At 74.5% G+C, this 20252-nt stretch carries 17 protein-coding genes; 10 read left to right on the top strand and 7 right to left on the bottom strand.

From position 1 onward, the window contains the following. The first annotated feature begins 26 nt into the window (after positions 1-26). Both ACZ4TG_RS31130 and ACZ4TG_RS31125 read left to right on the top strand, forming a co-directional pair. The gene (locus ACZ4TG_RS31130) at positions 27-1124 is read left to right on the top strand and encodes a DUF5925 domain-containing protein (protein WP_468169117.1); all 1098 of its coding nucleotides are present in this window, start codon (positions 27-29) and stop codon (positions 1122-1124) included. A gap of 183 nt (positions 1125-1307) precedes the next feature. Next, positions 1308-1847: a heme-binding beta-barrel domain-containing protein gene (locus tag ACZ4TG_RS31125; protein ID WP_468169114.1), complete on the top strand. Its 540-nt coding sequence runs from the start codon at positions 1308-1310 to the stop codon at positions 1845-1847. 154 nt (positions 1848-2001) lie between these two features. On the opposite strand, the gene ACZ4TG_RS31120 is transcribed toward ACZ4TG_RS31125, so the two are convergent. Beyond that, positions 2002-2394: a GntR family transcriptional regulator gene (locus tag ACZ4TG_RS31120; RefSeq protein ID WP_468169111.1), complete on the bottom strand. Its 393-nt coding sequence runs from the start codon at positions 2392-2394 to the stop codon at positions 2002-2004. A gap of 71 nt (positions 2395-2465) precedes the next feature. Between ACZ4TG_RS31120 and ACZ4TG_RS31115 the strand changes: the two genes are divergently transcribed. From ACZ4TG_RS31115 to ACZ4TG_RS31105, 3 genes are all read left to right on the top strand, one after another. Further along, positions 2466-3407, top strand: a complete 942-nt coding sequence (locus ACZ4TG_RS31115; protein ID WP_468169108.1) for a GNAT family N-acetyltransferase — start codon at positions 2466-2468, stop codon at positions 3405-3407. A gap of 54 nt (positions 3408-3461) precedes the next feature. Continuing rightward, positions 3462-3944, top strand: coding sequence for a ribonuclease FAU-1 family protein (locus tag ACZ4TG_RS31110; protein ID WP_468169105.1), 483 nt, complete (start codon positions 3462-3464; stop codon positions 3942-3944). Between the two features lie 269 nt (positions 3945-4213). Beyond that, positions 4214-5326 (top strand): lytic polysaccharide monooxygenase auxiliary activity family 9 protein, encoded by a 1113-nt coding sequence (locus ACZ4TG_RS31105; protein ID WP_468169102.1) that lies wholly within the window; start codon positions 4214-4216, stop codon positions 5324-5326. A gap of 38 nt (positions 5327-5364) precedes the next feature. Here ACZ4TG_RS31105 and ACZ4TG_RS31100 read toward each other — a convergent pair whose 3' ends face one another. Beyond that, positions 5365-6225, bottom strand: coding sequence for an esterase/lipase family protein (locus ACZ4TG_RS31100; RefSeq protein ID WP_468169099.1), 861 nt, complete (start codon positions 6223-6225; stop codon positions 5365-5367). Between the two features lie 178 nt (positions 6226-6403). Here ACZ4TG_RS31100 and ACZ4TG_RS31095 point away from each other — a divergent pair, with 178 nt between their 5' ends. Continuing rightward, positions 6404-6889: a hypothetical protein gene (locus tag ACZ4TG_RS31095; protein WP_468169096.1), complete on the top strand. Its 486-nt coding sequence runs from the start codon at positions 6404-6406 to the stop codon at positions 6887-6889. Continuing rightward, positions 6886-7506: a hypothetical protein gene (locus tag ACZ4TG_RS31090; RefSeq protein ID WP_468169093.1), complete on the top strand. Its 621-nt coding sequence runs from the start codon at positions 6886-6888 to the stop codon at positions 7504-7506. Before ACZ4TG_RS31095 ends, ACZ4TG_RS31090 begins: the two co-directional genes overlap by 4 nt. A 301-nt stretch (positions 7507-7807) precedes the next feature. Here the strand turns inward: ACZ4TG_RS31090 and ACZ4TG_RS31085 are convergent, their stop codons facing one another. Both ACZ4TG_RS31085 and ACZ4TG_RS31080 read right to left on the bottom strand, forming a co-directional pair. After that, complete coding sequence (locus tag ACZ4TG_RS31085) at positions 7808-8812, bottom strand: DNA polymerase Y family protein (RefSeq protein WP_468169090.1); 1005 nt, start codon at positions 8810-8812, stop codon at positions 7808-7810. Then, on the bottom strand, positions 8809-12495 hold the full coding sequence (locus ACZ4TG_RS31080) for a DNA polymerase III subunit alpha (protein WP_468169087.1): 3687 nt from the start codon (positions 12493-12495) through the stop codon (positions 8809-8811). The genes ACZ4TG_RS31085 and ACZ4TG_RS31080 overlap by 4 nt, the downstream gene beginning before the upstream one ends. Before the next feature lie 176 nt (positions 12496-12671). On the opposite strand from ACZ4TG_RS31080, the gene ACZ4TG_RS31075 reads away from it, so the two are divergent. After that, complete coding sequence (locus ACZ4TG_RS31075; protein WP_468169084.1) at positions 12672-13802, top strand: ABC transporter permease; 1131 nt, start codon at positions 12672-12674, stop codon at positions 13800-13802. Between the two features lie 302 nt (positions 13803-14104). Here ACZ4TG_RS31075 and ACZ4TG_RS31070 read toward each other — a convergent pair whose 3' ends face one another. Continuing rightward, positions 14105-15364 (bottom strand): vanadium-dependent haloperoxidase, encoded by a 1260-nt coding sequence (locus ACZ4TG_RS31070; RefSeq protein WP_468169081.1) that lies wholly within the window; start codon positions 15362-15364, stop codon positions 14105-14107. A gap of 472 nt (positions 15365-15836) precedes the next feature. Here ACZ4TG_RS31070 and ACZ4TG_RS31065 point away from each other — a divergent pair, with 472 nt between their 5' ends. Then, positions 15837-16115 (top strand): hypothetical protein, encoded by a 279-nt coding sequence (locus ACZ4TG_RS31065; RefSeq protein ID WP_468169078.1) that lies wholly within the window; start codon positions 15837-15839, stop codon positions 16113-16115. 16 nt (positions 16116-16131) lie between these two features. On the opposite strand, the gene ACZ4TG_RS31060 is transcribed toward ACZ4TG_RS31065, so the two are convergent. Together ACZ4TG_RS31060 and ACZ4TG_RS31055 are read right to left on the bottom strand one after the other, a co-directional pair. After that, positions 16132-17781 carry an amidohydrolase gene (locus ACZ4TG_RS31060; protein WP_468169075.1) on the bottom strand — a complete coding sequence of 550 codons (1650 nt, stop codon included), beginning with the start codon at positions 17779-17781 and terminating at the stop codon, positions 16132-16134. Between the two features lie 136 nt (positions 17782-17917). Next, positions 17918-19369, bottom strand: a complete 1452-nt coding sequence (locus ACZ4TG_RS31055; RefSeq protein ID WP_468169072.1) for a purine-cytosine permease family protein — start codon at positions 19367-19369, stop codon at positions 17918-17920. Between the two features lie 156 nt (positions 19370-19525). Between ACZ4TG_RS31055 and ACZ4TG_RS31050 the strand changes: the two genes are divergently transcribed. Next, complete coding sequence (locus ACZ4TG_RS31050) at positions 19526-20131, top strand: TetR/AcrR family transcriptional regulator (RefSeq protein WP_468169069.1); 606 nt, start codon at positions 19526-19528, stop codon at positions 20129-20131. The last annotated feature ends 121 nt before the right edge of the window (positions 20132-20252 follow it).

Here is a 20252-nt window from a genome sequence, read left to right as displayed (position 1 = left end):
ACAGTTCGTGCCGGATCATGGGCGCCATGCCAGCCAACCCGCAGGACGCACTGCCGATCAGGCTCAACGTCGACGACAGCGACTCGCCCTCGGATGTCGTCGACGCCCTGTTCCTGGGCCGGTTCGCGTCCGGCGAGCAGCCGTACTCGCAGAGCGTCTCCATCGAGCGGGTGAAGACGGAGGCGACCCTGCTGCCGCCCGGGGCGAAGGTGCTGCGCTCGGCGCGCGACACCGACCGCAGCGCCACCCTCGCGGAGGGCGAGGGCTGGACCGTACTCGTGTCGCGTTGGAGCCGGGGCGCGGACGTGACCGTGACGGCGGTCAGCGACGAACTGGCCTCCGGCGTGCTCGGCGAGGCCACGGACGGGGCCCAGGACGAGCCCGAACCGCAGCCCGAGAACGTCACCATGGGCTTCTGGTACGTCTCCCCGCGCCGCGGCCCGTACCGCACCACCCGGCAGATCGCCGCGGGCACCTGGGCGGAGGTGCGGCCGAACTACACCGCGCCGGTCGCCGGGGCGATGGACCGGCTGATGAAGGTCACCCCCGACGACATCGCGGGCCGGCTGCTGCTGCTCCACGGCCCGCCGGGCACCGGGAAGACCTCGGCCCTGCGCACGCTGGCGCGGTCATGGCGGGACTGGTGCCAGGTGGACTGCGTCCTGGACCCGGAACGGCTGTTCAACGACGTGGGCTACCTGATGGACATCGCCATCGGCGAGGACGAGGGCACCGCGAAGGGCCGCTGGCGGCTGCTGCTGCTGGAGGACTGCGACGAGCTCATCCGCGGCGAGGCCCGGCACCAGGCCGGGCAGGCCCTGTCGCGGCTGCTGAACCTGACGGACGGTCTGCTGGGCCAGGGCCGCAACGTCCTGGTCGGCGTCACGACCAACGAGGACCTGGAACGGCTCCACCCGGCCGTGGTCCGGCCGGGCCGCTGCCTGGCCCGCATCGAGGTCGGCCGGCTGACCCACCGCGAGGCGGCCGACTGGCTCGGCACCGACGAGGGCATCTCCCGCGAGGGCGCCACGCTGGCCGAGCTCTTCGCGCTCCGGCGAGGTACGGGACCGGCCGCGCTGCTGCCTCCGCAGGGCCACGGGGCCGAGGCCGGGCTGTACCTGTAGGCGGGCCGCGCGTACGGGCCCCGTATGGGCTCCGTACGAGGTCCGCGGGCCGCGCCCGCGGGAGCCGGGCCGGGTGGCGGCGCGTGCTCCCCGGGGCGGGACGGCGACAATGGCGCCGTAGCCGCAGCCCCGCCGGCCGGGAACGCCCGCCGCGGGGAGGTCCACCGAACAGGAGAGTGCCCCGTGCCCGCACCGGCGCAGGAGAACCCGTACCCCGACAGCCACACCCCCGGCGAAGGCCCCGAGCCGCATCCGCAGCTCGCTCCGGTGCTCGCCCTCCTGGGGCGCTGGCACGGCCGGGGGCAGGGCGAGTACCCGACCCTGGAGCAGGGTTTCCGGTACGAGCAGGAGATCACCTTCAGCCATGACGGCCGGCCCTTCCTGCGCTACGAGTCGCGCGCGTGGCTCGTCGACGGGGCAGGGACGGCGCTGCGCCCCTCGGGGCGGGAGAGCGGCTGGTGGCGGGTCATGCCGGACGCCTCGCTGGAGGTCACCCTGGCCCACCCGACCGGGATCGTGGAGACGTACGTGGGCCGGGTCTCCGGCACGGAGATCGAGATCGAGACCGACAACGTGGCGCGGACCCCGCGGGCCAAGGAGGTGACCGCGATGAAGCGCCGGTACACCTTCGGCGACGGGGAGCTGACGGTGGTGCAGGAGATGGCGGCCATGGGTCAGCCCATGCAGCACCACCTCAGGGCGGAACTCCGGCGCGAGGCCTGACACCGGCCGGTGGGCGCGCGCCCCCGCAGGCGCCGCTCGGGTAGGCACTGCTGCGGTACGCGCCGCTCCGGTACGCGTTGCTGCCGTACGCGCCGCTCCGGTAACCGCTGCTCCGGTACGTGCCGCTGCCCGTAGGCGCTACGTGCCGCCCGCGCTACTTCCCGTACCGCGCCCGAAGCCCCTCCAGGGCCGCGGCCGTTGCCTCGTCGAAGGTCAGCCCCAGCCGGTGGGCCCGCTCCGCGTACGCCTGCGCGGCGGCGGCCGCCTCCCGGGAGGCCGAGTCGCCCGCGGCCGCGACGAAGGTCCCGTTGCGGCCCCGGGTCTCCACGACCCCGTCCGCCTCCAGCGCCCGGTACGCCTTCGCGACCGTGTTCGCCGCCAGCCCCAGTTCCTCCGCGAGCCCGCGGACCGTCGGCAGCTTGAACCCCACCGGCAGGCGCCCCGCCCGCGCCCCCGCCGAGATCTGCGCGCGCAGCTGTTCGTACGGGGCGGCAGCGCCGGCCGAGCCGTCGATCTTGATCTTCAGGTTCGTGGAAGTCGAGGTCACGGGGCCGATTGTCTCCCATCCCCGGCGAAATTCGGAGGCGTCCCCGACCGCCTCGCCCTAGCGTCGGGCCCATGACCCTTTCGATCCGCGACCTGCGCCCCGGCGACCTCGGGGACGCCGAGTCCGTCGCCCGGGTACGGCGCGCGGCACTCCCGTTCATGATCACGACGTCGGCCGGGGTGGCCTACGAGCTCGCCTCCGCCCACCCCGCCAGGCGCTACCGGCTTCTCCTCGCCGAGACCGCGGACGGGCACGTCATCGGTACCGCCCAGGTCGGGATCGCGTACGACAGCCCCGACGCGGGCGCTTCGTACGTCAACGCGTACGTGCATCCCGCCCACCGGGGTCTGGGTGCCGGAACCGCCCTGCTGCGCGCGGCCGAGGAGCACCTGGCCGCCGAGGGCGCGGTGGACGCGTACGTCTGGGTCCTCGACGAGCCCGCCCACCGCGCGTTCGCCGGGCGGCACGGCTACCGCCCCGGCCGCTCCGCGCACTTCCTGCGGCTGGAGCTCACCCCGGCCGCCCTGCCCCCGTACCCGGTCGCCCTGCCCGAGGGGGTGGAGCTGCGTCCCGCTTCGGCCTTCGCGGAGGATCCGCGCCCGCTGTACGAGGCGGACGCGGAGGTGACCGCCGACGAGCCGGGCGACGTACCGGTGCTGCTGGACGACTACGAGGCCTGGCTGAGCGGCGTCTGGCACGAGCCCACGCTCGACAAGGAGCTGACGACGGTCGTCCTGGTCGACGGAGAGGTGGCCGCGTTCGCGGCGGCCCGCACCGACGGTACGGGCCGCTACGGCTCGGCGATGACCGGAACCCGGCGCGCCCACCGGGGCCGCGGCCTGGCCAAGCTCGCCAAGACGGCCTCCCTGCACCGGGCCCTCGCGGCGGGCTGCACGCAGGCCTTCACCGGCAACGACGCCGGGAACGAGCCGATGCTCGCCGTCAACAGGTGGTTCGGATACGAGATCTGCGCCACCGAGACCCGCTTCGCGAAGAAGCTGCGCAAGCCCTGAAACACCCCGAACACCCCGCCCCCGGATCCGGAAGAAAACAGGAGACCAGCACCCATGACCGACCAGCTCACCGTCGCCCTCACCAAGGCCGGCCGCACCAAGATCCGCTATCCGGCCGGCCTGGTGGCCGACACCGGCGACCGGATCTCCGTCCGCGCCCCCTGGGCCGCCGAGGGCGTACGGGACTTCGGCTTCGTGCGCTTCGAGCCGGGCGACGTGTTCACCGAGCACTTCTGGCGCACCCGCTGGTACGCGGTCAAGGAGGTCCGGACGGGCGAGGGCCTCCTCAAGGGCTGGTACTGCGACATCACCCGCCCGGCCGTGGTCGAGGACGGCGAGATCCTGGTGGAGGACCTCGACCTCGACCTGTGGGTCTCGGCGGACGGGGCCGAGGTCCTGCGGCTGGACGAGGACGAGTTCGAGGAGAGCGGCCTCGCCACCACCGACCCGGCGGCCGCCGCCGAGGCGGTACGGGCCCTCGACGCCCTGGACCGCCAGGCCCGCACGGCAGCCGGTCTGGCGGCGCTCCTCGTCTGACCGGACAGCGAGATGGTGCGCCGACAGCAGGGGCGAGCCCGGTTCCTGAGCCCCTTCTTACCGCTGTCTTAAGTGGACCCTAAGGATCAACTTCCGGGCCCGGATCCGGGTGGAACAGGGGGTCCGGGCGGCTAGCTTGGCCGAGCCAGGGAGGGCCGGAGACGGCGCCGGCACCGCGTTGCGGGGACGGCGCCGCTCAGCCCGCTCGTACTGGCCCACCCATGACTCGTGCTGCCCGTTCTGCCGCTCTGCCCAGAGGAGTTCCACCCATGCGCCACGTACGCCGCACCGCCGTCCGTACCGCCGGCCGCGTCACCGTCGGCCTGGTCCCGCTCGCGGTGGCCGCGTACGCCGCCGTGCCGGCGGCCGCCCACGGTTCGATGACGGACCCGGTCAGCCGGGTGGCGGCCTGCTACGCGGAGGGTCCGGAGGCCCCGCAGTCGGCGGCGTGCAAGGCGGCGGTCTCGGCGAGCGGCTCGCAGGCGTTCTACGACTGGAACGCGGTGAACATCGCGAACGCGGCCGGGCAGAGCAAGTCGCTGATCCCGGACGGCCAGCTGTGCTCGGCGGGCAACAGCAAGTACAAGGGTCTGGACCTGGCCCGCGCCGACTGGCCGGCCAGCCCGATGACGGCCGGCTCGCACACCTTCCGCTACAAGGGCACCGCCCCGCACAAGGGCTCCTTCGAGCTGTACGTGACGAAGGACGGCTACGACCCGTCGAAGCCGCTGAAGTGGTCCGACCTGGAGCCGGCGCCGTTCGCGAAGGCCACCGACCCGGGCATGCAGAACGGCGACTACGTCTTCTCCGGCACCGTCCCGAACAAGACCGGCCGCCACCTGATCTACAGCGTCTGGCAGCGCTCGGACAGCCCGGAGGCCTTCTACACCTGCTCGGACGTGGTGTTCGGCAAGGACAACGGGGGCAACGGGGGCAACGCCGGCGGCTCGGGGAGCACGGGCGGCTCGGGGGGCAAGCCCACCGCCAAGCCCGGAACCGGCGCGAGCGCGAAGCCGGGCGCCACCGCGTCGACCGAGCCCGGCGGCAGGCCCGGCACCGGCACCGGCACCCCCGCCGCGGACGGCGAGCTCCCGCCGGCCAAGGTGCCGACCGACCAGCAGATCGCGGACGGCGCCGCCAAGTCCTCCGTCGAGCACAACGGCCACGGTGACAACGACCCGAAGACGAACGGCGAGGCCGCCGCCGTCCCGGTCGCCGCGCAGTCCTCCGCCGGCGCCAAGGACGGCAATCTCGCCGAGACGGGTGGCGACAGCGCCACTCCGGCGATCGCGATCGCCGGTGCGGGCGCCCTCGCCGTCGGTGCGGCCGTGCTGTTCGCTCTGGCCCGCCGCCGTACCACGGCGGGCCGCCACGGCCGCTAGCTAGAGAAGCGTTCCGACGGACCGCCCGCGGCTCCCGGTCACTCGAAGACCGAGGCGCAGGTGGTCCGTTCGGCGTGTGCCGGGTCGAGGGCGTTGACCGCCTCGTGCCAGGCGATCCGGTCGGTCAGGCCGATGGCCACGTGTTCCGAGAGGTCCAGGGCGCACAGGTCCTGGAGTACGACGTTGCGTACGTTCGAGCCGCTGAGGAAGCCGCTCTGGTAGGGGGTGACCACCTCGTCGTACCGGGTCGCGATCACCGTGTACTTCACTCCGGGGACGGTGTCCCCGCCGGCGTTGAGCTTGGTGATGAAGGGGGATCCGGCGATCTGGTCGGCCAGGCCCGGGGTCGCCGAGCTGATCAGGTCCCCGGCACCGGGGAAGTACGGAAGCAGCTGGGTCAGTCCGTTCAGGGTGGTGCCGTGGTTGTCGGGGGCCAGCCCGACCAGTGCGTTGACCTTGTCGGCGCCGCCCAGGAACTTCAGGTAGTAGCGCGGCATCATGCCGCCCTGGGAGTGTCCGATGATGTCGGTCTTGCCGGCTCCGGTGGCGGCCAGCACCTTGTCGACGAAGGCGTCGAGCTGCCCGGCGGACTTGTCGATGGGGCCGAGCCCGTGGAAGAAGGGCACCCCGGGCAGTTGTCCGTAGTCCAGGGAGTAGACGCAGTAGCCGCGGTGTACGAGGTACGGAGCCAGACCCAGCCAGTTGTCGACGGAGTTGCCCAAGGTGCCGTGCACGAGGACGACGGGGCGCGGATGGGCGGCGGACGGCTTGCAGGACCAGTTGTTCCAGCCGCTGCTGGGGGCGGACGAGGCCTGCGCGGTGCCGGTGGGGGCGACGAGCGCGGCGGTGGTCAGGGCGAGGACGGCCAGCGGGCGGAGCAGTCGTCTCCAGGGCAGCATCGTGTGATCTCCTTGCGGGTCAAGGGGAAAGGGCGTGGGGGTTCGTCCCGTGATCCGGATCACAAGGGGGAGCTGCTGCCGTCAAATTACGGGCGAGTAGCAAGACTTGGAAGTTACGCGTCGGTAAAAACTCGCGTGTCGAGCCCCTCTCCGGCGCTGCACCAGCACAATGACCCGCATGCACAGGGCTCCCGGCGCCGGAACCGCACTGGCCACCCCGTCCGGCCTGGCGGTCGAGCCGCTGGTCGCCGCCGTCACGGAGGTGGCGGTGCGCACGTTGCGGCCGTGCGTGGAGGAGACCGCCGAGGCGGGTGTGCCGCGGACCCATCTCGACGCGCTCGCGGCGTGCGGTGCGTACGGGCTGATCGCATACGAACCGGGCCCGGCGAGCGGGGTCACGGCGCGGCAGGTGACGCGCGAGGTCCACGAGCTGCTGGCGGCGGCCGACCCGTCGACGTGGTTCGTGTGGACCCAGCATTTCGCCCTGTCGAAGGGCCTGTTGAGGAGCGGTGACCCAGCCTCGGCGAGGCCTGGCTGCCGGTGCTCGCCCGCGGTGAGCGGCGGGCGACGGCCGGTTTCGCCTTCTTGCGGCATCCGCGCCCGCCCGTCACGGCCCGGCGGGCCCCGGGTGGGTGGCGGCTGTCGGGGCGGGTGCCGTGGATGACGGGCTGGGGGCTGGCCGACGTGGTGTACCTGGGCGCCCTCACCCCGCGGGACGAGGTGCTGTTCGCCCCGGTGGACTGTCTGCCGGGCGGCGCCCTGACCGCGGTCCCCTCGGCCCCGCTGTGGGCGATGCGCGGTACGCACACGGCCGCCGTCGAGCTGCGCGACCTGCACGTGGCGGACGCCGAGGTGGTGGTGCGGGAGCCGCGGGCCGACTGGGCGCAGGCCTACGACCTGGAGAACTGCGACGCCCAGCCGGCCGTCTTCGGCCAGCTGCGCGCCACGGCCGACTTCCTGCTCGGCGCGCAGGGGTACGAGGACCTGGGCCTGCGGGTCGCGGATCGGGCCGCCCGGCTGCGCGCCGAGGCGTACGCGCTACGGGACGAACTCCCGCCGGGGGAAGGGGCCGCGGACCGGCTGCGGCTGCGGGCCGCGAGCCTGGACCTGGCCGTACGGGCGGCCGCGGCCTGCGTGGCGGTGGCCGGCGGGCGCGCGATCCAGTACGGCAACACGGCCGGGCGACTCTCGCGGGAGGCCCAGTTCCACCTGATCCAGGCCCAGACCGCCCCACTGCGCACGGCGACGGCCGCCCGCCTCCTGCCCGACCTCGGCGAGTGAGCCGAAGGGGCGCGCCCCGGCGAGTGAGCCGAAGGGGCGCGCCCCGGCGAGTGAGCCGAAGGGGCGCGCCCCGGCGAGTGAGCCGAAGGGGCGCGCCGGGGGAACAGGCCGTGCGCGCGGAGGAAACCGCGAGGAACGAGCGGTTTCTGAGCACGGACGGACTGTGAGCCCGGCACCAGGCGCCCCGGAGGGGAACCGAGCCGCCGAAAAAGGGGAACGAGCGGTTTCTGAGCACGGACGGACTGTGAGCCCGGCACCAGGCGCCCCGGAGGGGAACCGAGCCGCCAAAAAAAGAGGGGCCTCAAGCGCCCCGGAGGCGAACCGAGCCGCCGAAAAAGGTGGCCGCGGGGCGGACCGTGCCCGCGCCGAAGCGGGCGTTGGCCCGGTCGATGGCCGCCTCCACCGTCAGCCGGGATTCGCGGACCGGGTCCAGGGAGATCTGCCGGGCCACTCGTTCGGCGCCGGTCAGGTCCTCGGCCCGGAGCACCATGCCGGTCAGCCGGGCCCGCTGCAGACCCGCCGCGTCCATCAGCCGGTACGCCATGGTGCGCAGGTCCTCGTCGTGCGCGGAGGGTTCCGCCAGCCGCCTGGACTTCTCCCAGCGCATGCCGCCCGCGAACCGCAGGGTCAGGGACAGGGACCGGGCTGCCTGACGGCGGCCGCGCAGGACCGCGCCGAGCCGGACCACCAGGCCGAGGAGGGCGGCCCGGGCGTGCGGGCCGTCCAGTTCCTCCCGGGTGAAGCCGCTGCTTACGGCGGCCGAGGAGGGCAGGTCCCGCGGGGTGACCGGGCGCGGGTCGATCCCGCGGGCGCGCTCCGCGAACAGCCGGCCGGCCCGTTTGCCGAGGATCCGCTCGACGACCCCGGGCGGGACCTGGGTGAGCGCCCCGACGGTGTGGAGCCCGTACCCGCGCAGCGCCTCGGCCTGCCGGGAGCCGAGCCCGTGCAGTGCCTCCACCGGCAGCGGTCCGAGGAAGCCGGGCACCTCTTCGTCGGCCACGGCCAGGATCCCGCCGGGCCCCGGGACCCGGGCGGAGGCCATGGCCGCCACCGCCCAGGTCCCGGCGACCCCGATCCGGACGTCGGTGCCCAGCCGGGCCACCGCGCGCAGCCGGACCACCTCGGCGATCCGGGCGGCGCCGATGCCGAAGTACCGCTGGGCTCCCCGCACCTGGACCAGGGCGGCGCGCGGCGGCAGGGCCTGGACGACCGGGGAGAACTCCCGCAGGAGCTCCAGGACCTCCCGGTAGCCCTCCCCGGTCAGCGTCGGGGCGCACCGCACGTGGAGCACACCGCTACGGCTCATCCCGCGCTCCCCGGGCTGGAGTGCCACAGCTTGCGGCCGGTCGCGGCGCGTTCACCGGGCGGCTGGAGGTCGGCCCACGGGTTCATCTCGTAGCCGGTCGGCAGGTGGATGCGGCGGCCGCCGGAGTCGGGGGCGCCCTCGCGCACCGGCTCCGACAGCCGGGCCGTGACCGCCTCCAGGCCGCTCTCCCCGCGCAGTTCGACCAGCTCGGCCAGGTTCCAGGCCGCCGCCCCGACCACGCTCAGGCTCTGCGGGCCGCGCCGCTGCACGACTCCTCGTACCAGCAGCAGGAAGGAGTGGAAGACGGTGTGGGCGCAGGCCTCGTGGCTGTCGTCGAAGAAGGCCAGGTCGACCAGGCCGGTCCCGTCGTCGAGGGTGGTGAAGATGACCCGCTTCCCGGACCGGATCGGCGGGGTCTGGGTGGCCGCCTTGGCTCCCGCGACCAGGACCGTCTGCCCGTGTTCGGTGTCGCGCAGCCGGTGTGCCGGGACCACGCCGAGCTCGGCCAGGAAGGCGTGGTGGTCCCCCATGAGGTGCCGCGAGGCGTCCATGCCGAGGACGCCGAGTTCGGCGCTGAGCCGCTCGGCCTCGGTCAGGTCGGGCAGGCCGACGGGGGCCGTGGACTGGCCACCGTCCAGCGGTAGTTGGGCACTCCCCCGGGCGGTTCCCCGGCCGCCGTCCCCGGCTCCTCCCCGGCCGCCGTCCCCGGCTCCTCCCCGGCCGCCGGCCGCCCGCTGGACACCGTGCAGCTCGGCCAAGTGCAGCATCAGGTCACGCCGGTTCGCGCCGAAGGAGTCCAACGCCCCTACCTGTGCGAGCCGTTCGGCCACCGGTCGGCCGGGGTGGGCCCGGTCCCAGAAGTCGCGCAGGGAGGCGTACGGCGCCCCGGCCTCGATCCGGGCCGCCTCGGCCCCGCTGATGCCGTGGACGTCGGCCAGGGCGAGCCGGAGCCCCCAGCCCTTACCGGACACCAGTTCGATGCGGTGGGCGACCGCCGACCGGTTCACGTCCAGCGGCAGCACCGGCACGCCCCGGCGCCGCGCGTCCGCCAGCAGCAGCCGCTTCGGGTACATGCCGGGGTCGTGGGTGAGGAGCCCGGCGTAGAAGGCCGCCGGGTGGTGGGCCTTGAGCCAGGCCGACTGGTAGGTGGGCACGGCGAAGGCCACCGCGTGCGCCTTGCAGAACCCGTACGAGCCGAAGGCTTCCACGATCTCCCAGGTCCGGCCGATCACCTCGGCCGAGTAGCCGCGCTCCCGCGCCGCCGCCGCGAACCAGACCTTGATCCGGCCCTGCGACTCCGGGTCGGACAGCCCGCGCCGCACCCGGTCCGCCTCGTCCCGGCCGCAGCCGGTCAGGACGTTCACGATCTCGATGATCTGCTCGTGGAAGACCACCACCCCGTACGTCTCGCGCAGCGCGTCCGCGAGGTCCGGGTGCGGGAAGCGGACGGGGGCCCGCCCGTGCCGGGCCTCGATGAAGGGCCGCACCATGTCGGCGGCCACCGGCCCGGGCCGGAAGAGGGAGATGTCGACGACCAGGTCGTGGAAGGTGGCCGGCTGGAGCCTCCCCACCAGGTCGCGCTGGCCCGGCGACTCGATCTGGAAGCAGCCCAGCGTCTCGGCCGAGCGGATCAGTTCGTACGTCGCCCCGTCGCCGGGCGGCACCTGCACGGGGTCGTCCAGGTCGAGCTCGTCCCCGGTGGCGCGGCGGATCTCCGCGACGGCGTGGGCCATCGCGGACTGCATGCGTACGCCGAGCACGTCGAGCTTGAGCAGCCCGAGCTCCTCCACGTCGTCCTTGTCGAACTGGGACATCGGGAAGCCCTCGCCGCTGCTCGGGACGACCGGGGTGCGGGCGAGCAGCGAGGCGTCGGAGAGCAGCACCCCGCACGGGTGCATGGCGATCCCGCGCGGCAGCGCGTCCAGCGCCTCGACCAGCTCCCAGAGCCGGCCGTACGACTCCTCGCGCACGTCCTTCAGCTCGGGCAGCTCGGCGAGGGCCGCGCGGGCGTCGCGGGCCCGGATGTGCGGGAAGGCCTTGGCGAGCCGGTCGACGGCGGCCGGGTCCATGGACAGGGCAGCGCCGACATCGCGGATGGCGTGCCGGACCCGGTAGGTCTCGGGCATGGAGACGGTGGCGACGCGCTCGGCGCCGAACCGGTCGATGATCCGCCGGTAGACCTCCAGCCGGCGGGCTGATTCCACGTCGATGTCGATGTCGGGCAGGACACGGCGGCGTTTGGACAGGAAGCGCTCCATCAGCAGGCCGTTCGCGACGGGGTCGGCGTGCGCGATCCCGAGGAGGTGGTTGACGAGGGAGCCGGCGCCGGAGCCGCGGGCTGCCACCCGGATGCCCATATCCCGTACGTCGTCCACGACTTGAGCGACCGTCAGGAAGTACGAGGCGAAGCCGTGGTAGGCGATGACGTCGAGCTCCTGGTGCATCCGCTCCCAGTACGCTCGGTCGTCGGCGTAGCCGCGCAGCACCATGCCGGCGGAGGCGCGGGAGGTCAGCACCCGCTGGGCGGTGCGGTGGGCGGCGCCGACGAGCCGGGCTTCGGGGAAGTGCACGGAGCCGATGCCGAGGTCGTCCTCGGGGTCGACGGCGCAGGCATCGGCGGTACGCCGGGTCTCGGCGAGCAGTCGGCGGGCGTCGGCGGGGCGCAGGCCGGCCGCCCGGGCGATCCGGTCGGCGGCCTCGGCCATGGCGGCGGGGTCCTTGAGCCAGCGCTCGCCGCTGTCCAGCTGTTTGCGGGGGTCCACGGGGACCAGCCGGCGGGCCGCGTCGAGGACGTCGGCGACCGGGCCCTGGCCGGGGTCGGCGTACCGGACGGCGTTGGTGAGCACCGCCGGCACGCCCTGTTCGACGGCGAAGCCGACCGTACGGGCGGCGAGGCGCAGCGAGCCGGGGCCGGTGCCGGTGCGGCCGTGGTGGACGGCCTCCAGGCGCAGCGCGTCGCCGTAGAGCTCCCGCCAGGGCGCGAGCAGCCGCGCGGCCCGGTCGGGGCGTCCGGCGGCGAGCGCCCGGCCCACCTCGGAGCCGGGGCCGAGCAGGACGAACACTCCGCTCAGTCCGAAGGCGCCGAGCGCTTCGCGCAGGGCGTCCCAGGTCAGCAGCGGGACGTCGGGGCCGCCCGCGTGGGCGGCGGTGACCAGCCGGCACAGCTCGGCCCAGCCGGCGGCGCCGTCGCGGGCGAGGAAGACGGCCCGGGCGGCGGATTCGTCGACGAAGGCGCCGCCCCTGACGGGGTTCCGCCGCCGGTAGGAGGCCTCGGGGTGGGGAGCCCCGGCGGGGACGGCCCCGGCAGGGAAAGCCCCGGCGGGGACGGCCCCGGTGGGGAAAGCACCGGTGGAGGAGGCCCCGGCGGGGACGGCCCCCGCGCGGGAAGGCCCGGCCGTACCGGCGCCCGCGCCCGGCCCTCCGGCGGGGCCCGGTCCGCCCGTACCGCCCGCGCCCCGCACCGCCGCGGGGGACACCGCCAGGTTCACGCCGAAGAGCGGCCGGATCCCGGCCTTCGCGGCGGCCTTCGCGAACCGCACCGCGCCCGCGAGGGTGTCGCGGTCGGTGAGGGCGAGGGCGTCCATGCCCCGCTCGGCGGCGCGTTCCGCCAGTCGTTCCGGGTGGGAGCCTCCGTAGCGCATGGAGAACCCCGAAACGGTGTGCAGATGCGTAAAACCAGGCACCCGCGGCCTCCTGCTTCGCTCGATCGAACACCTCCCCCGATCTCCACCATAGAGCAATTCGAATATCCGTGCGAAACACTTGTTCGATCAGCCAGTGGTGCGCGGTCCGGTCGCCAGGTCATCCGTTCGGCCCTCCCCTGCTGCGCCCCTCCCGCGCTGCGCCGAGCGTGTGACACATGACCCAGACCACCTCCGCAGGTCCGCCCGGCGGTTTCCTCGCCGAGCTCAAGGACGCCGTGACCACCCGGGCCGCCCTGCTGGTCCTGGGGGTACTGGCCCTGCAGCTCGCCTTCGTCACCTCCTACATCGGGGCCTTCCACCACCCCGAGCCCAGCGAGATCCCCCTCGCCGTCGCCTCTCCCGCCGGGCCGGTCGCCGCTCAGTCCGCCCAGCGGCTCGACACCCTGCCGGGCAAACCGCTCGACGCCCGCGCGGTCGCGGACGAGGCCACGGCGCTCGCGCAGGTCAAGGACCGGAAGGTGGACGGCGCCCTGATCATCGACCCGGCCGGCAAGACCGACCGGCTGCTGGTCGCGAGCGGCGCCGGGGCCTCGCTCTCCCAAGCCCTCGAACAGGTCGTCGGCCTCGCCGAGAAGGCCCAGGGACGCGCCGTCGAGACCGTCGACGTGGCACCGGCCGACAAGGGCGACGCCCGCGGCCTGAGCTCCTTCTACCTGGTCGTCGGCTGGTGCGTGGGCGGCTACCTGTGCGCCGCGATCCTCGCGATCAGCGCCGGCGCCCGGCCCGCGAACTCCGCCCGCGCCGTCATCCGGCTCGGCGCCCTGCTGGTGTACTCGATCGCCGCCGGGCTGCTCGGCACCGTCATCGCCGGCCCGGTCCTGGGCGCGCTGCCGGGCAGCATCATGGGCCTGTGGGGCCTGGGCACCCTGGTCGTCTTCGCCGTCGGCGCGATCACCCTGGCCTTCCAGGGCCTGGCGGGCGTGGTCGGCATCGGCCTGGCGATCCTGCTGGTCGTGGTCCTCGGCAACCCGAGCGCGGGCGGCGCCTACCCCTACCCGCTGCTGCCGCCGTTCTGGAAGGCCATCGGCCCGGCCCTGCCCCCGGGCGCCGGTACGTACGCCGCGCGTTCGATCGCGTACTTCCGGGGCAACGGCGCGGGCGGGCCGATGCTCGTGCTGGCCGGCTGGGCGGTGCTCGGCTCGGCCGTCACCCTGGCCTGCGCGGTGTCCCGCCGGGGCAAGGCCGGCCCCGCGGTGGGCAGCGGGATCGCCGATGCCCCGGACACCGCGGACGCTGCGGACGCCGGGGGCGCCGGGGACACCGCGCCGACCGGTTCCGGGCGGTGAACACCCCCGGGCTCCCCGGCTTCCGCAACCGCCAGGGACCGGCCGAACAGGCCGTCTCCGTCAAGCGGATGGAGCCCAGCGCCCAGGCCCAGCGCCCAGGCCCAGCCCGGCGCGCTCGGCCTCACCGGCTTCATCGTGGTCACCGTCATCGCCGTCTTCGGCGCCTTCGGGCTCTTCTGGATGGCCAAGGCCTGCCTGCTCCAGTGGGTGCTGCCGGCCACCGACCCGGCTCTGCGCGCGGGGGGCTGATCCCGGACCGGCCGCCACGTCACCCCCTGGGGGGCACGGGGCGGCCGGGCCGGTCAGGGAGCGAGGAGCCGGTCGGCGCCCCGCAGGGCGTGCAGCCCGACCGCCTTGCCGAGGGCGACGCCCGCCTCGTCGGCGGACCGGGTGTGGATCCCCGAGAAGACCCGCGCGTCGACGTTGTCCCGCGTCAGCCCGCTCCAGCCGGTGTACGTCCGCCGGACGCCCGGCGCGGTCGGGCTGGTGAGGGAGAACGGCGCGGTACGGGGGCCGGCCAGAGCGTCCAGGACGACCTCGGCCGCTCCGGCGTACGTGGTGTGGCCGCTGGGGTAGTCGGGGTGGGCCGGGGTCTCGTGGAGCGGGGTCCAGGCCGGGTCGGTCCCGATGGTCCCGGTGCGGATCGCGGTGACAGGGCGCCAGCGCGTGTACGCGTACTTGCTGTCCGAGGTCGCGATCTGGGTGTCGACCAGGGCGGCGTGGAAGAGCGCCACCAGCCCCGCCCGTTCGGCGGCCGAGCCGTGCGAGCGGGTCACCGCCACCCGCAGCGGCTCGGTGTAGAGGGTCAGCGAGGAGCCGTACCAGAAGTTGGCGGTCTCGGTCTGCCGCGGGGTGCGTACGGGGCTGTCGGCCTGCCCGTACGCGCGCACCTCCGCCAGGTCCGCCCGGTACCGGCGCGAGTCGAGGGCGGGCGGCGGGCCGAGCCGGTACTGCGACGGGGAGCCGAGCAGGAAGGGCCTGGCCACGCGGTTGCCGTACTGGGCGGCGGGGGCGTAGCGGTCGGGCGTCGGCTGCCACACCCCGGGGGCGGCGGGCGGCACGGTGAAGGGGGCGTTCACGGACGCGGGGTCCAGGCCGTCGCCCTGGCGTTCGGCGAGCGCGCGCTTGGCCTGCCGGGCGCCGGCGGCGATGCCGCGGGTCTCGGCGGGGCCGTCCGGGATCCGCCCGAGGCTGACGGCGAGCGCGGCGTCGAGCTCCGGCGCGCGGCCCGGGGCGAGGGCCACCAGGGCGTCGTGGACCGCGGAGGCCACCGCCGCGTCCTGGAAGGCCGCCCGGTCCCGCCCGGCGGGTGCCTCCCGGGCGGCGCGGGCGGCGGCCAGCCAGCTGATGGCCCAGGTGCGGCTGTTGGTGACCTGGGTGGCCGCTCCGGCGGCGGCGACGGTCTGCGCGGTGGTGTCGTACCAGTCGCGTACGACGGCTCCGCCGTCGGCGGCCGGAGCGGCGGCCCGGGCGGAGGGGACGGCGGCGGTGGCGGCCAGCGCGAGGGCGGTTCCGAGGGTGAGCAGCGCGGAGCGGGTCGACTTCACGGGGGTGGTCGGCATGCGCCGAAGCTAGCCAGCCGCCGGGCGGCCCCGCAACGGTCCTTTCCCGCCGGGGCGGTTCGGCCACGGACATGTCGTCCGCCGGCCATGGTCCCGTCACAGTCGGCGCCCGGCGCAGGGGTCAGACGGTCAGGAGGGCACAAGTAGTCGGCCGGATCCGGGATCCGCAGGACCCGGGCCGCGAGTTCGGCATCGGCGTCGCAGAAGAGGAGCCAGAGCTCCTCCCCGTCGGGCGCGCGGTACTCGAACATCTGCATGCCGGCCGCCGTCCGGTCCTGCGGGTCGCCCGGCCGCCCGCAGGCAGCGCCGGCGGAGGGCGGGCGGGCGGGCCGCCGGAGGACCGGGCCGCCGTCCGGGCCCGCGCCGGGCTTCCCGTACGCGAAGCCCGCCCGGCCGGAGACCCGGCAGGGCAGTACCGTCCGCCCCCCGGCGGCGGCCCCGGCCGGGGAGGGCGGGCGCTTAGGGTCAGGGCATGGAGCGTTCTGAGAAGGCGGCGCATCTGGAGTGGTGGGCCAACCTGTCCCTCTGCCTGGCCCGCGTCCCGGTCAGGGTGACGGCCGCCGCCGGCGCGGGCGAGTGGGAGGCCGTCGTCCAGCGCCCGCTCGACGGTGACCCGTACGCGGACCTGGAGCAGCTCATGGACTGGGACCCCTGCTTCACCCTCCGCTTCGACACCTCGGCCGTCGAAGTCCTGGTACGGCGCCACGGCGGCCCCGGCCGTCTGCGGCTGGCCGCCGTACCGGAGGCATGACGGCCGGGCGCCCCCGTCATGCCGTGTGGACCACCTCTCCCGCCACCACCACCGTCTCGGCGACCGTGCCCGGGATGGACTCCGCCGGGATCTCCAGGATGTTCCGGGACAGCACCACGAAGTCGGCGGCCTTGCCCACCGTCAGCGAACCCCGCTCCTCGTCCAGGAAGTTGGCGTAGGCCGAGCCCATGGTGTAGCCGTGCACGGCCGTCGCGACGTCCACCGTCTCGCCCGGCTGCCACGGGTCGCCGCCGTCCAGCGGGCGCCGCGTGACCGCCGTGTAGATGCCGATCATCGGGTCCATCTCGGCCACGTTCCAGTCGCTGGAGAAGGCCAGCACCGCGTCCGCCTCGTGCAGGCTGCGCATCGGCCACGCCTTGTGCCAGCGTTCCTCGCCCACGTTCTCCGCCCAGTCCTGCCCCGGTCCGGCGATCTCCGGCGCGCAGTGCCTCGGCTGCATGCAGGCCACCACCCCGAGCGAGGCGAAGCGCGGCACGTCGTCCGGGTCCAGGCACTCCACGTGGACCACCTGGTGGCGGGCATCGCGCGGGCCGTTGACCGTCCGCGCGTGCTCGACCGCGTCGAGGACGGTACGGATGCCCCGGTCACCGGTCGCGTGCACGAAGCACTGGAAGCCGCGTGCGTCCAGCCCGGCCAGCAGCTCCGCGAACTCCTCGGCCGGGTAGAAGGTGTCACCCCGGTGTGCCCCGCACCCGGTGTACGGCTCCAGCAGCGCGGCGGTACGCGGCTCCACCACGTCGTCGATGTACAGCTTCAGCGGGCCCACCCGCAGCCGGTCCCCGGAGTACATCTTGGCGCAGGCCGCGAAGAGGTCGAGCTCCTCCTCGGTCGTGCCGCGCGGGTGGAAGAGGGCCGCGACGATCCGGGACCGCAGCCGCCCTTCGGCTCGGGCCCGTTCGAAGAGTTCCAGGTCGTCCAGGGAGTTCTGCGGCTCCACCACTGTGGTGATGCCGAAGCGGATCGCGTCGTCGAGGCTCTTGGCGAGGCGTCCGTACTGCCGGTCCGTCGAGGCCCACGGCACGCCCAGCTCGCGCAGTGCCCGATGGCCGTCGCGGGAGAGCCCCTTGATGGCGAAGTCCTTGACGAATCCGGTGGGTTCGCCGCTCTCGGGGTCGACGGCCGCGGTACCGAAGGGCAGGTCGGTGCGGCCCCGGGAGACGCCGAGGCGGCGCATGGCGGCCGTGTTCAGCCAGGCCGTGTGGACGTCGTACGAGAGGACGATCGCCGGGGTGTCCCCGGTGACCGGGTCCAGGTCGGCGGCGGTGGGCATCCGGCCGCCGGGGATGGCGGAGTAGTCGAAGGCCTCGGCCTCGATCCATCCGGCGTCCGGGTTGGCCTCCCGCCAGGCGCCGATCCGGTCGAGGATCGCGTCCAGCGTCCGGACCCCGGCGAGCTGGACACAGGCGTCGTCGGAGCCGAGCCGGACGTGGTTGTGGGCGTCGATGAACCCGGGGAGCACCAGCCGGCCGCCCGCGTCGATCCGCTCGGTGTCCGGCCCGGCCCAGGCCCCGGCCTCGGCGTCCGGGCCCACCCAGACGATCCTCCCGTCGTACACGGCGAGGGCTTCGGCCTCGGGCAGCCCGGGGTCCACGGTGTGGATCCGGGCTCCGGTGAGCAGCAGGTCGGCGGCGACGGGGTGCGTCATGGGTGGTGCTCCTGTAGCGGCAGAAGGGATGGGGCGCGGGACCCGGGAGGCCGGCGCGACGGGGGCGCGGGCTCAGGCGGCCGGCGCGTGCTCGGGGACGCGGGCTCAGGCGGCCGGCGCGACGGGGGGCGCAGGCTCAGGCGGCCCGCGCGTGCTCGGGGACCCGGCGGGCGAGGGCCCAGTACGTGAGCCCGGAGACGACCGAGCCGAGGAGGGTGAGGTCGGCCCCGCCGAGGGGGGCCACCAGCGGCCCGGTCCAGAGCTCGGAGTCGCAGGTCAGGGCGGCGAAGAGGGTCCCGGCGGCCAGGGCGGCCATACCGGCGGGGTGGTAGCCGGCCCGGTACCAGTAGGCGCCCGCGCTCCCGGTGTGCAGTGCGTCGGAGTCGTACCGGCAGCGGCGCAGCAGCATGTCGGCGAGGAAGACGCCGCCCCAGGGCGCGAACACGATGATCAGCAGGGAGAGGAACGAGAGCAGCGCGCTGGTGAAGTCGGTGAGGAACAGCGCGGCGAGCGAGCCGACGGCGGTCACGGCGGCGCTGATCACGATGGCCCGGGAGCGGCTCCACGGGATGCCGAGGACCTGGAGGTTCAGGCTGGAGGAGTAGAGAGTGATGATCGAGTTGGTGACCGAACCGCCGAGCACGAGGGCCAGGAACACCGTCTGGAACCAGCCCGGCAGCAGGCTCTCGGCGCCCGCGACGGCATCTGTCATGTCGGTCTGGGTGGCGGCGGCGACGCCCGCGACGCCGAGGGCCACGGAGGAGACGAATCCGCCGAGGGCGCCCATCCAGGTGATCGACTTCAGCGAGGTGGTCCGCGGCAGGTAGCGCGTGTAGTCGGCGGGCATCGGCAGGTACGAGAACGGCCCGGCCAGCATGACGACGAAGGCCAGGCTCCAGCCGGACAGGCCCGGGGCGACGGCGGGGGCCGAGGTGTCGGCGCCGGGCAGGACGAAGACGAGCAGCGCGCCGAAGCCGACGGCGAGGACGTAGGCCATCCAGCGTTCGGCGAACTGCACGGTGGCGTGACCCCACATGGCGACGGCGAAGGTCAGCGCGAGGGTGACGGCGAGGGCGAGGGCCCGGGTCAGCTGCCCGTGTCCCAGGCCGATCTCGGTGAAGAACACCTCCAGCGCCAGCGTTCCGACCACGGTGTTGACGATGGTGTAGCCGATGCTCACCACCCAGTTGAGGACGCCGGCCGGGAAGTTTCCGCGTACTCCGAAGGCGGCGCGGGAGATGACCAGGGTGGCGGTGCCGGTGCGGATGCCGCTGAGTCCGGCGGCGCTGACGGCGAAGAACGACAGCCCGCTGAGCACGACCACGGCGGTGGCCTGCCAGAAGGAGAGCCCGAAGGCCACGGCGAGGGCGCCGTTGATCACGTAGGTGAAGGTCAGGTTCGAGCCGAACCAGAGCCAGAAGAGGTCCTTGGCGCTGCCGTGGCGTTCCGCGTCGGGGATGGGGTCGATGCCGTGCGTCTCGACCTTGAACACCTCGTCCACGTGGGCGGAGGCCTCGCCGTGCCCGGCCGCCTGCTGCCCTGGCTCCTGTCGTCTGGCGCCCTGCTGTTCCGTCTCCTGCTGTCCCATCCGCCGTACCCCTGACCTTGGCACTCTCGGCCCCGATGGACCTTGAATGGCGTTCTAAGTTCTTGAATGGCATTCAAGATGCGCCGCCCGGCGGGGCCGCGTCAAGACCCTGTCCGGGATAAGGTCTGGCCAGGCGGGAGCGGGAAGGCGGAACCGGTGGCGGGAGCGGCACGGCGGCGCGACGGGCAGATCGCCCAGGAGCGGATGCTGGAAGAGGCCATGGCGGCGATCGCCGAGGACGGGCTGGCGACGCTCACCATGTCGGCGCTGGCCGAGCGGCTCGGCACCAGCGGGGGCCACATCCTCTACTACTTCGGCAGCAAGGACCGGCTGCTGCTGGAGGCGCTGCGCTGGAGCGAGGCGCAGCTGACGGCCGAACGCGGCGAGCTGCTGGGCCGCCGGGTCACCGCACACCGCAAGCTCGCCCTGTTCGTCGAGCTGTACCTGCCGCGCGGCCCCCGGGACCCGCGCTGGACGCTCTGGATCGAGCTGTGGGCCCGTATCCCCTCGAACGAGCCCCTGCGGTCCGCGCAGCAGGAGATCGACGAGGGCTGGCAGCGGGACCTGGAGGCCCTGCTGGCCAAGGGCGTCGCGCAGGGCCGCTTCGCCGCCGGGCTGGACGTCCCCGCCCGGGCCTCGGAGCTGCTCGCGCTCCTGGACGGGCTGAGCACCCGCGTGGTGCTGGGCCAGCGCGGCGCGGACCGGGCGGAGGCCCTGGAGCGGGCCCGCTCGGCGGCGGCCCTGCTGATCCCGCACCTCTGACGTGCCCCGGGGGTACGGCAGAGCCCGCCCGGAACGTGCCTGCCCGGGCGGGCTTCCCGTGAGTGCGAGTACGCGTATTCGCGCTTTCGCGCGGGGAGTTACCCGGCCGCCTCCTCCGCCG

It is taken from the genome of Streptomyces sp. NPDC028314 (assembly GCF_055565795.1).
This window is presented reverse-complemented; position numbering and strand designations above follow the sequence as displayed.

Excerpts from the sequence above, each read along its gene's own strand:
- ACZ4TG_RS31130 (WP_468169117.1), top strand. The coding sequence starts at position 27 with ATGCCAGCCAACCCGCAGGACGCACTGCCGATCAGGCTCAACGTCGAC.
- ACZ4TG_RS31115 (WP_468169108.1), top strand. The coding sequence starts at position 2,466 with ATGACCCTTTCGATCCGCGACCTGCGCCCCGGCGACCTCGGGGACGCC.
- ACZ4TG_RS31110 (WP_468169105.1), top strand. The coding sequence starts at position 3,462 with ATGACCGACCAGCTCACCGTCGCCCTCACCAAGGCCGGCCGCACCAAG.
- ACZ4TG_RS31105 (WP_468169102.1), top strand. The coding sequence starts at position 4,214 with ATGCGCCACGTACGCCGCACCGCCGTCCGTACCGCCGGCCGCGTCACC.
- ACZ4TG_RS31100 (WP_468169099.1), bottom strand. The coding sequence starts at position 6,225 with ATGCTGCCCTGGAGACGACTGCTCCGCCCGCTGGCCGTCCTCGCCCTG.
- ACZ4TG_RS31095 (WP_468169096.1), top strand. The coding sequence starts at position 6,404 with ATGCACAGGGCTCCCGGCGCCGGAACCGCACTGGCCACCCCGTCCGGC.
- ACZ4TG_RS31090 (WP_468169093.1), top strand. The coding sequence starts at position 6,886 with ATGACGGGCTGGGGGCTGGCCGACGTGGTGTACCTGGGCGCCCTCACC.
- ACZ4TG_RS31085 (WP_468169090.1), bottom strand. The coding sequence starts at position 8,812 with ATGAGCCGTAGCGGTGTGCTCCACGTGCGGTGCGCCCCGACGCTGACC.
- ACZ4TG_RS31075 (WP_468169084.1), top strand. The coding sequence starts at position 12,672 with ATGACCCAGACCACCTCCGCAGGTCCGCCCGGCGGTTTCCTCGCCGAG.
- ACZ4TG_RS31070 (WP_468169081.1), bottom strand. The coding sequence starts at position 15,364 with ATGCCGACCACCCCCGTGAAGTCGACCCGCTCCGCGCTGCTCACCCTC.
- ACZ4TG_RS31065 (WP_468169078.1), top strand. The coding sequence starts at position 15,837 with ATGGAGCGTTCTGAGAAGGCGGCGCATCTGGAGTGGTGGGCCAACCTG.
- ACZ4TG_RS31060 (WP_468169075.1), bottom strand. The coding sequence starts at position 17,781 with ATGACGCACCCCGTCGCCGCCGACCTGCTGCTCACCGGAGCCCGGATC.
- ACZ4TG_RS31055 (WP_468169072.1), bottom strand. The coding sequence starts at position 19,369 with ATGGGACAGCAGGAGACGGAACAGCAGGGCGCCAGACGACAGGAGCCA.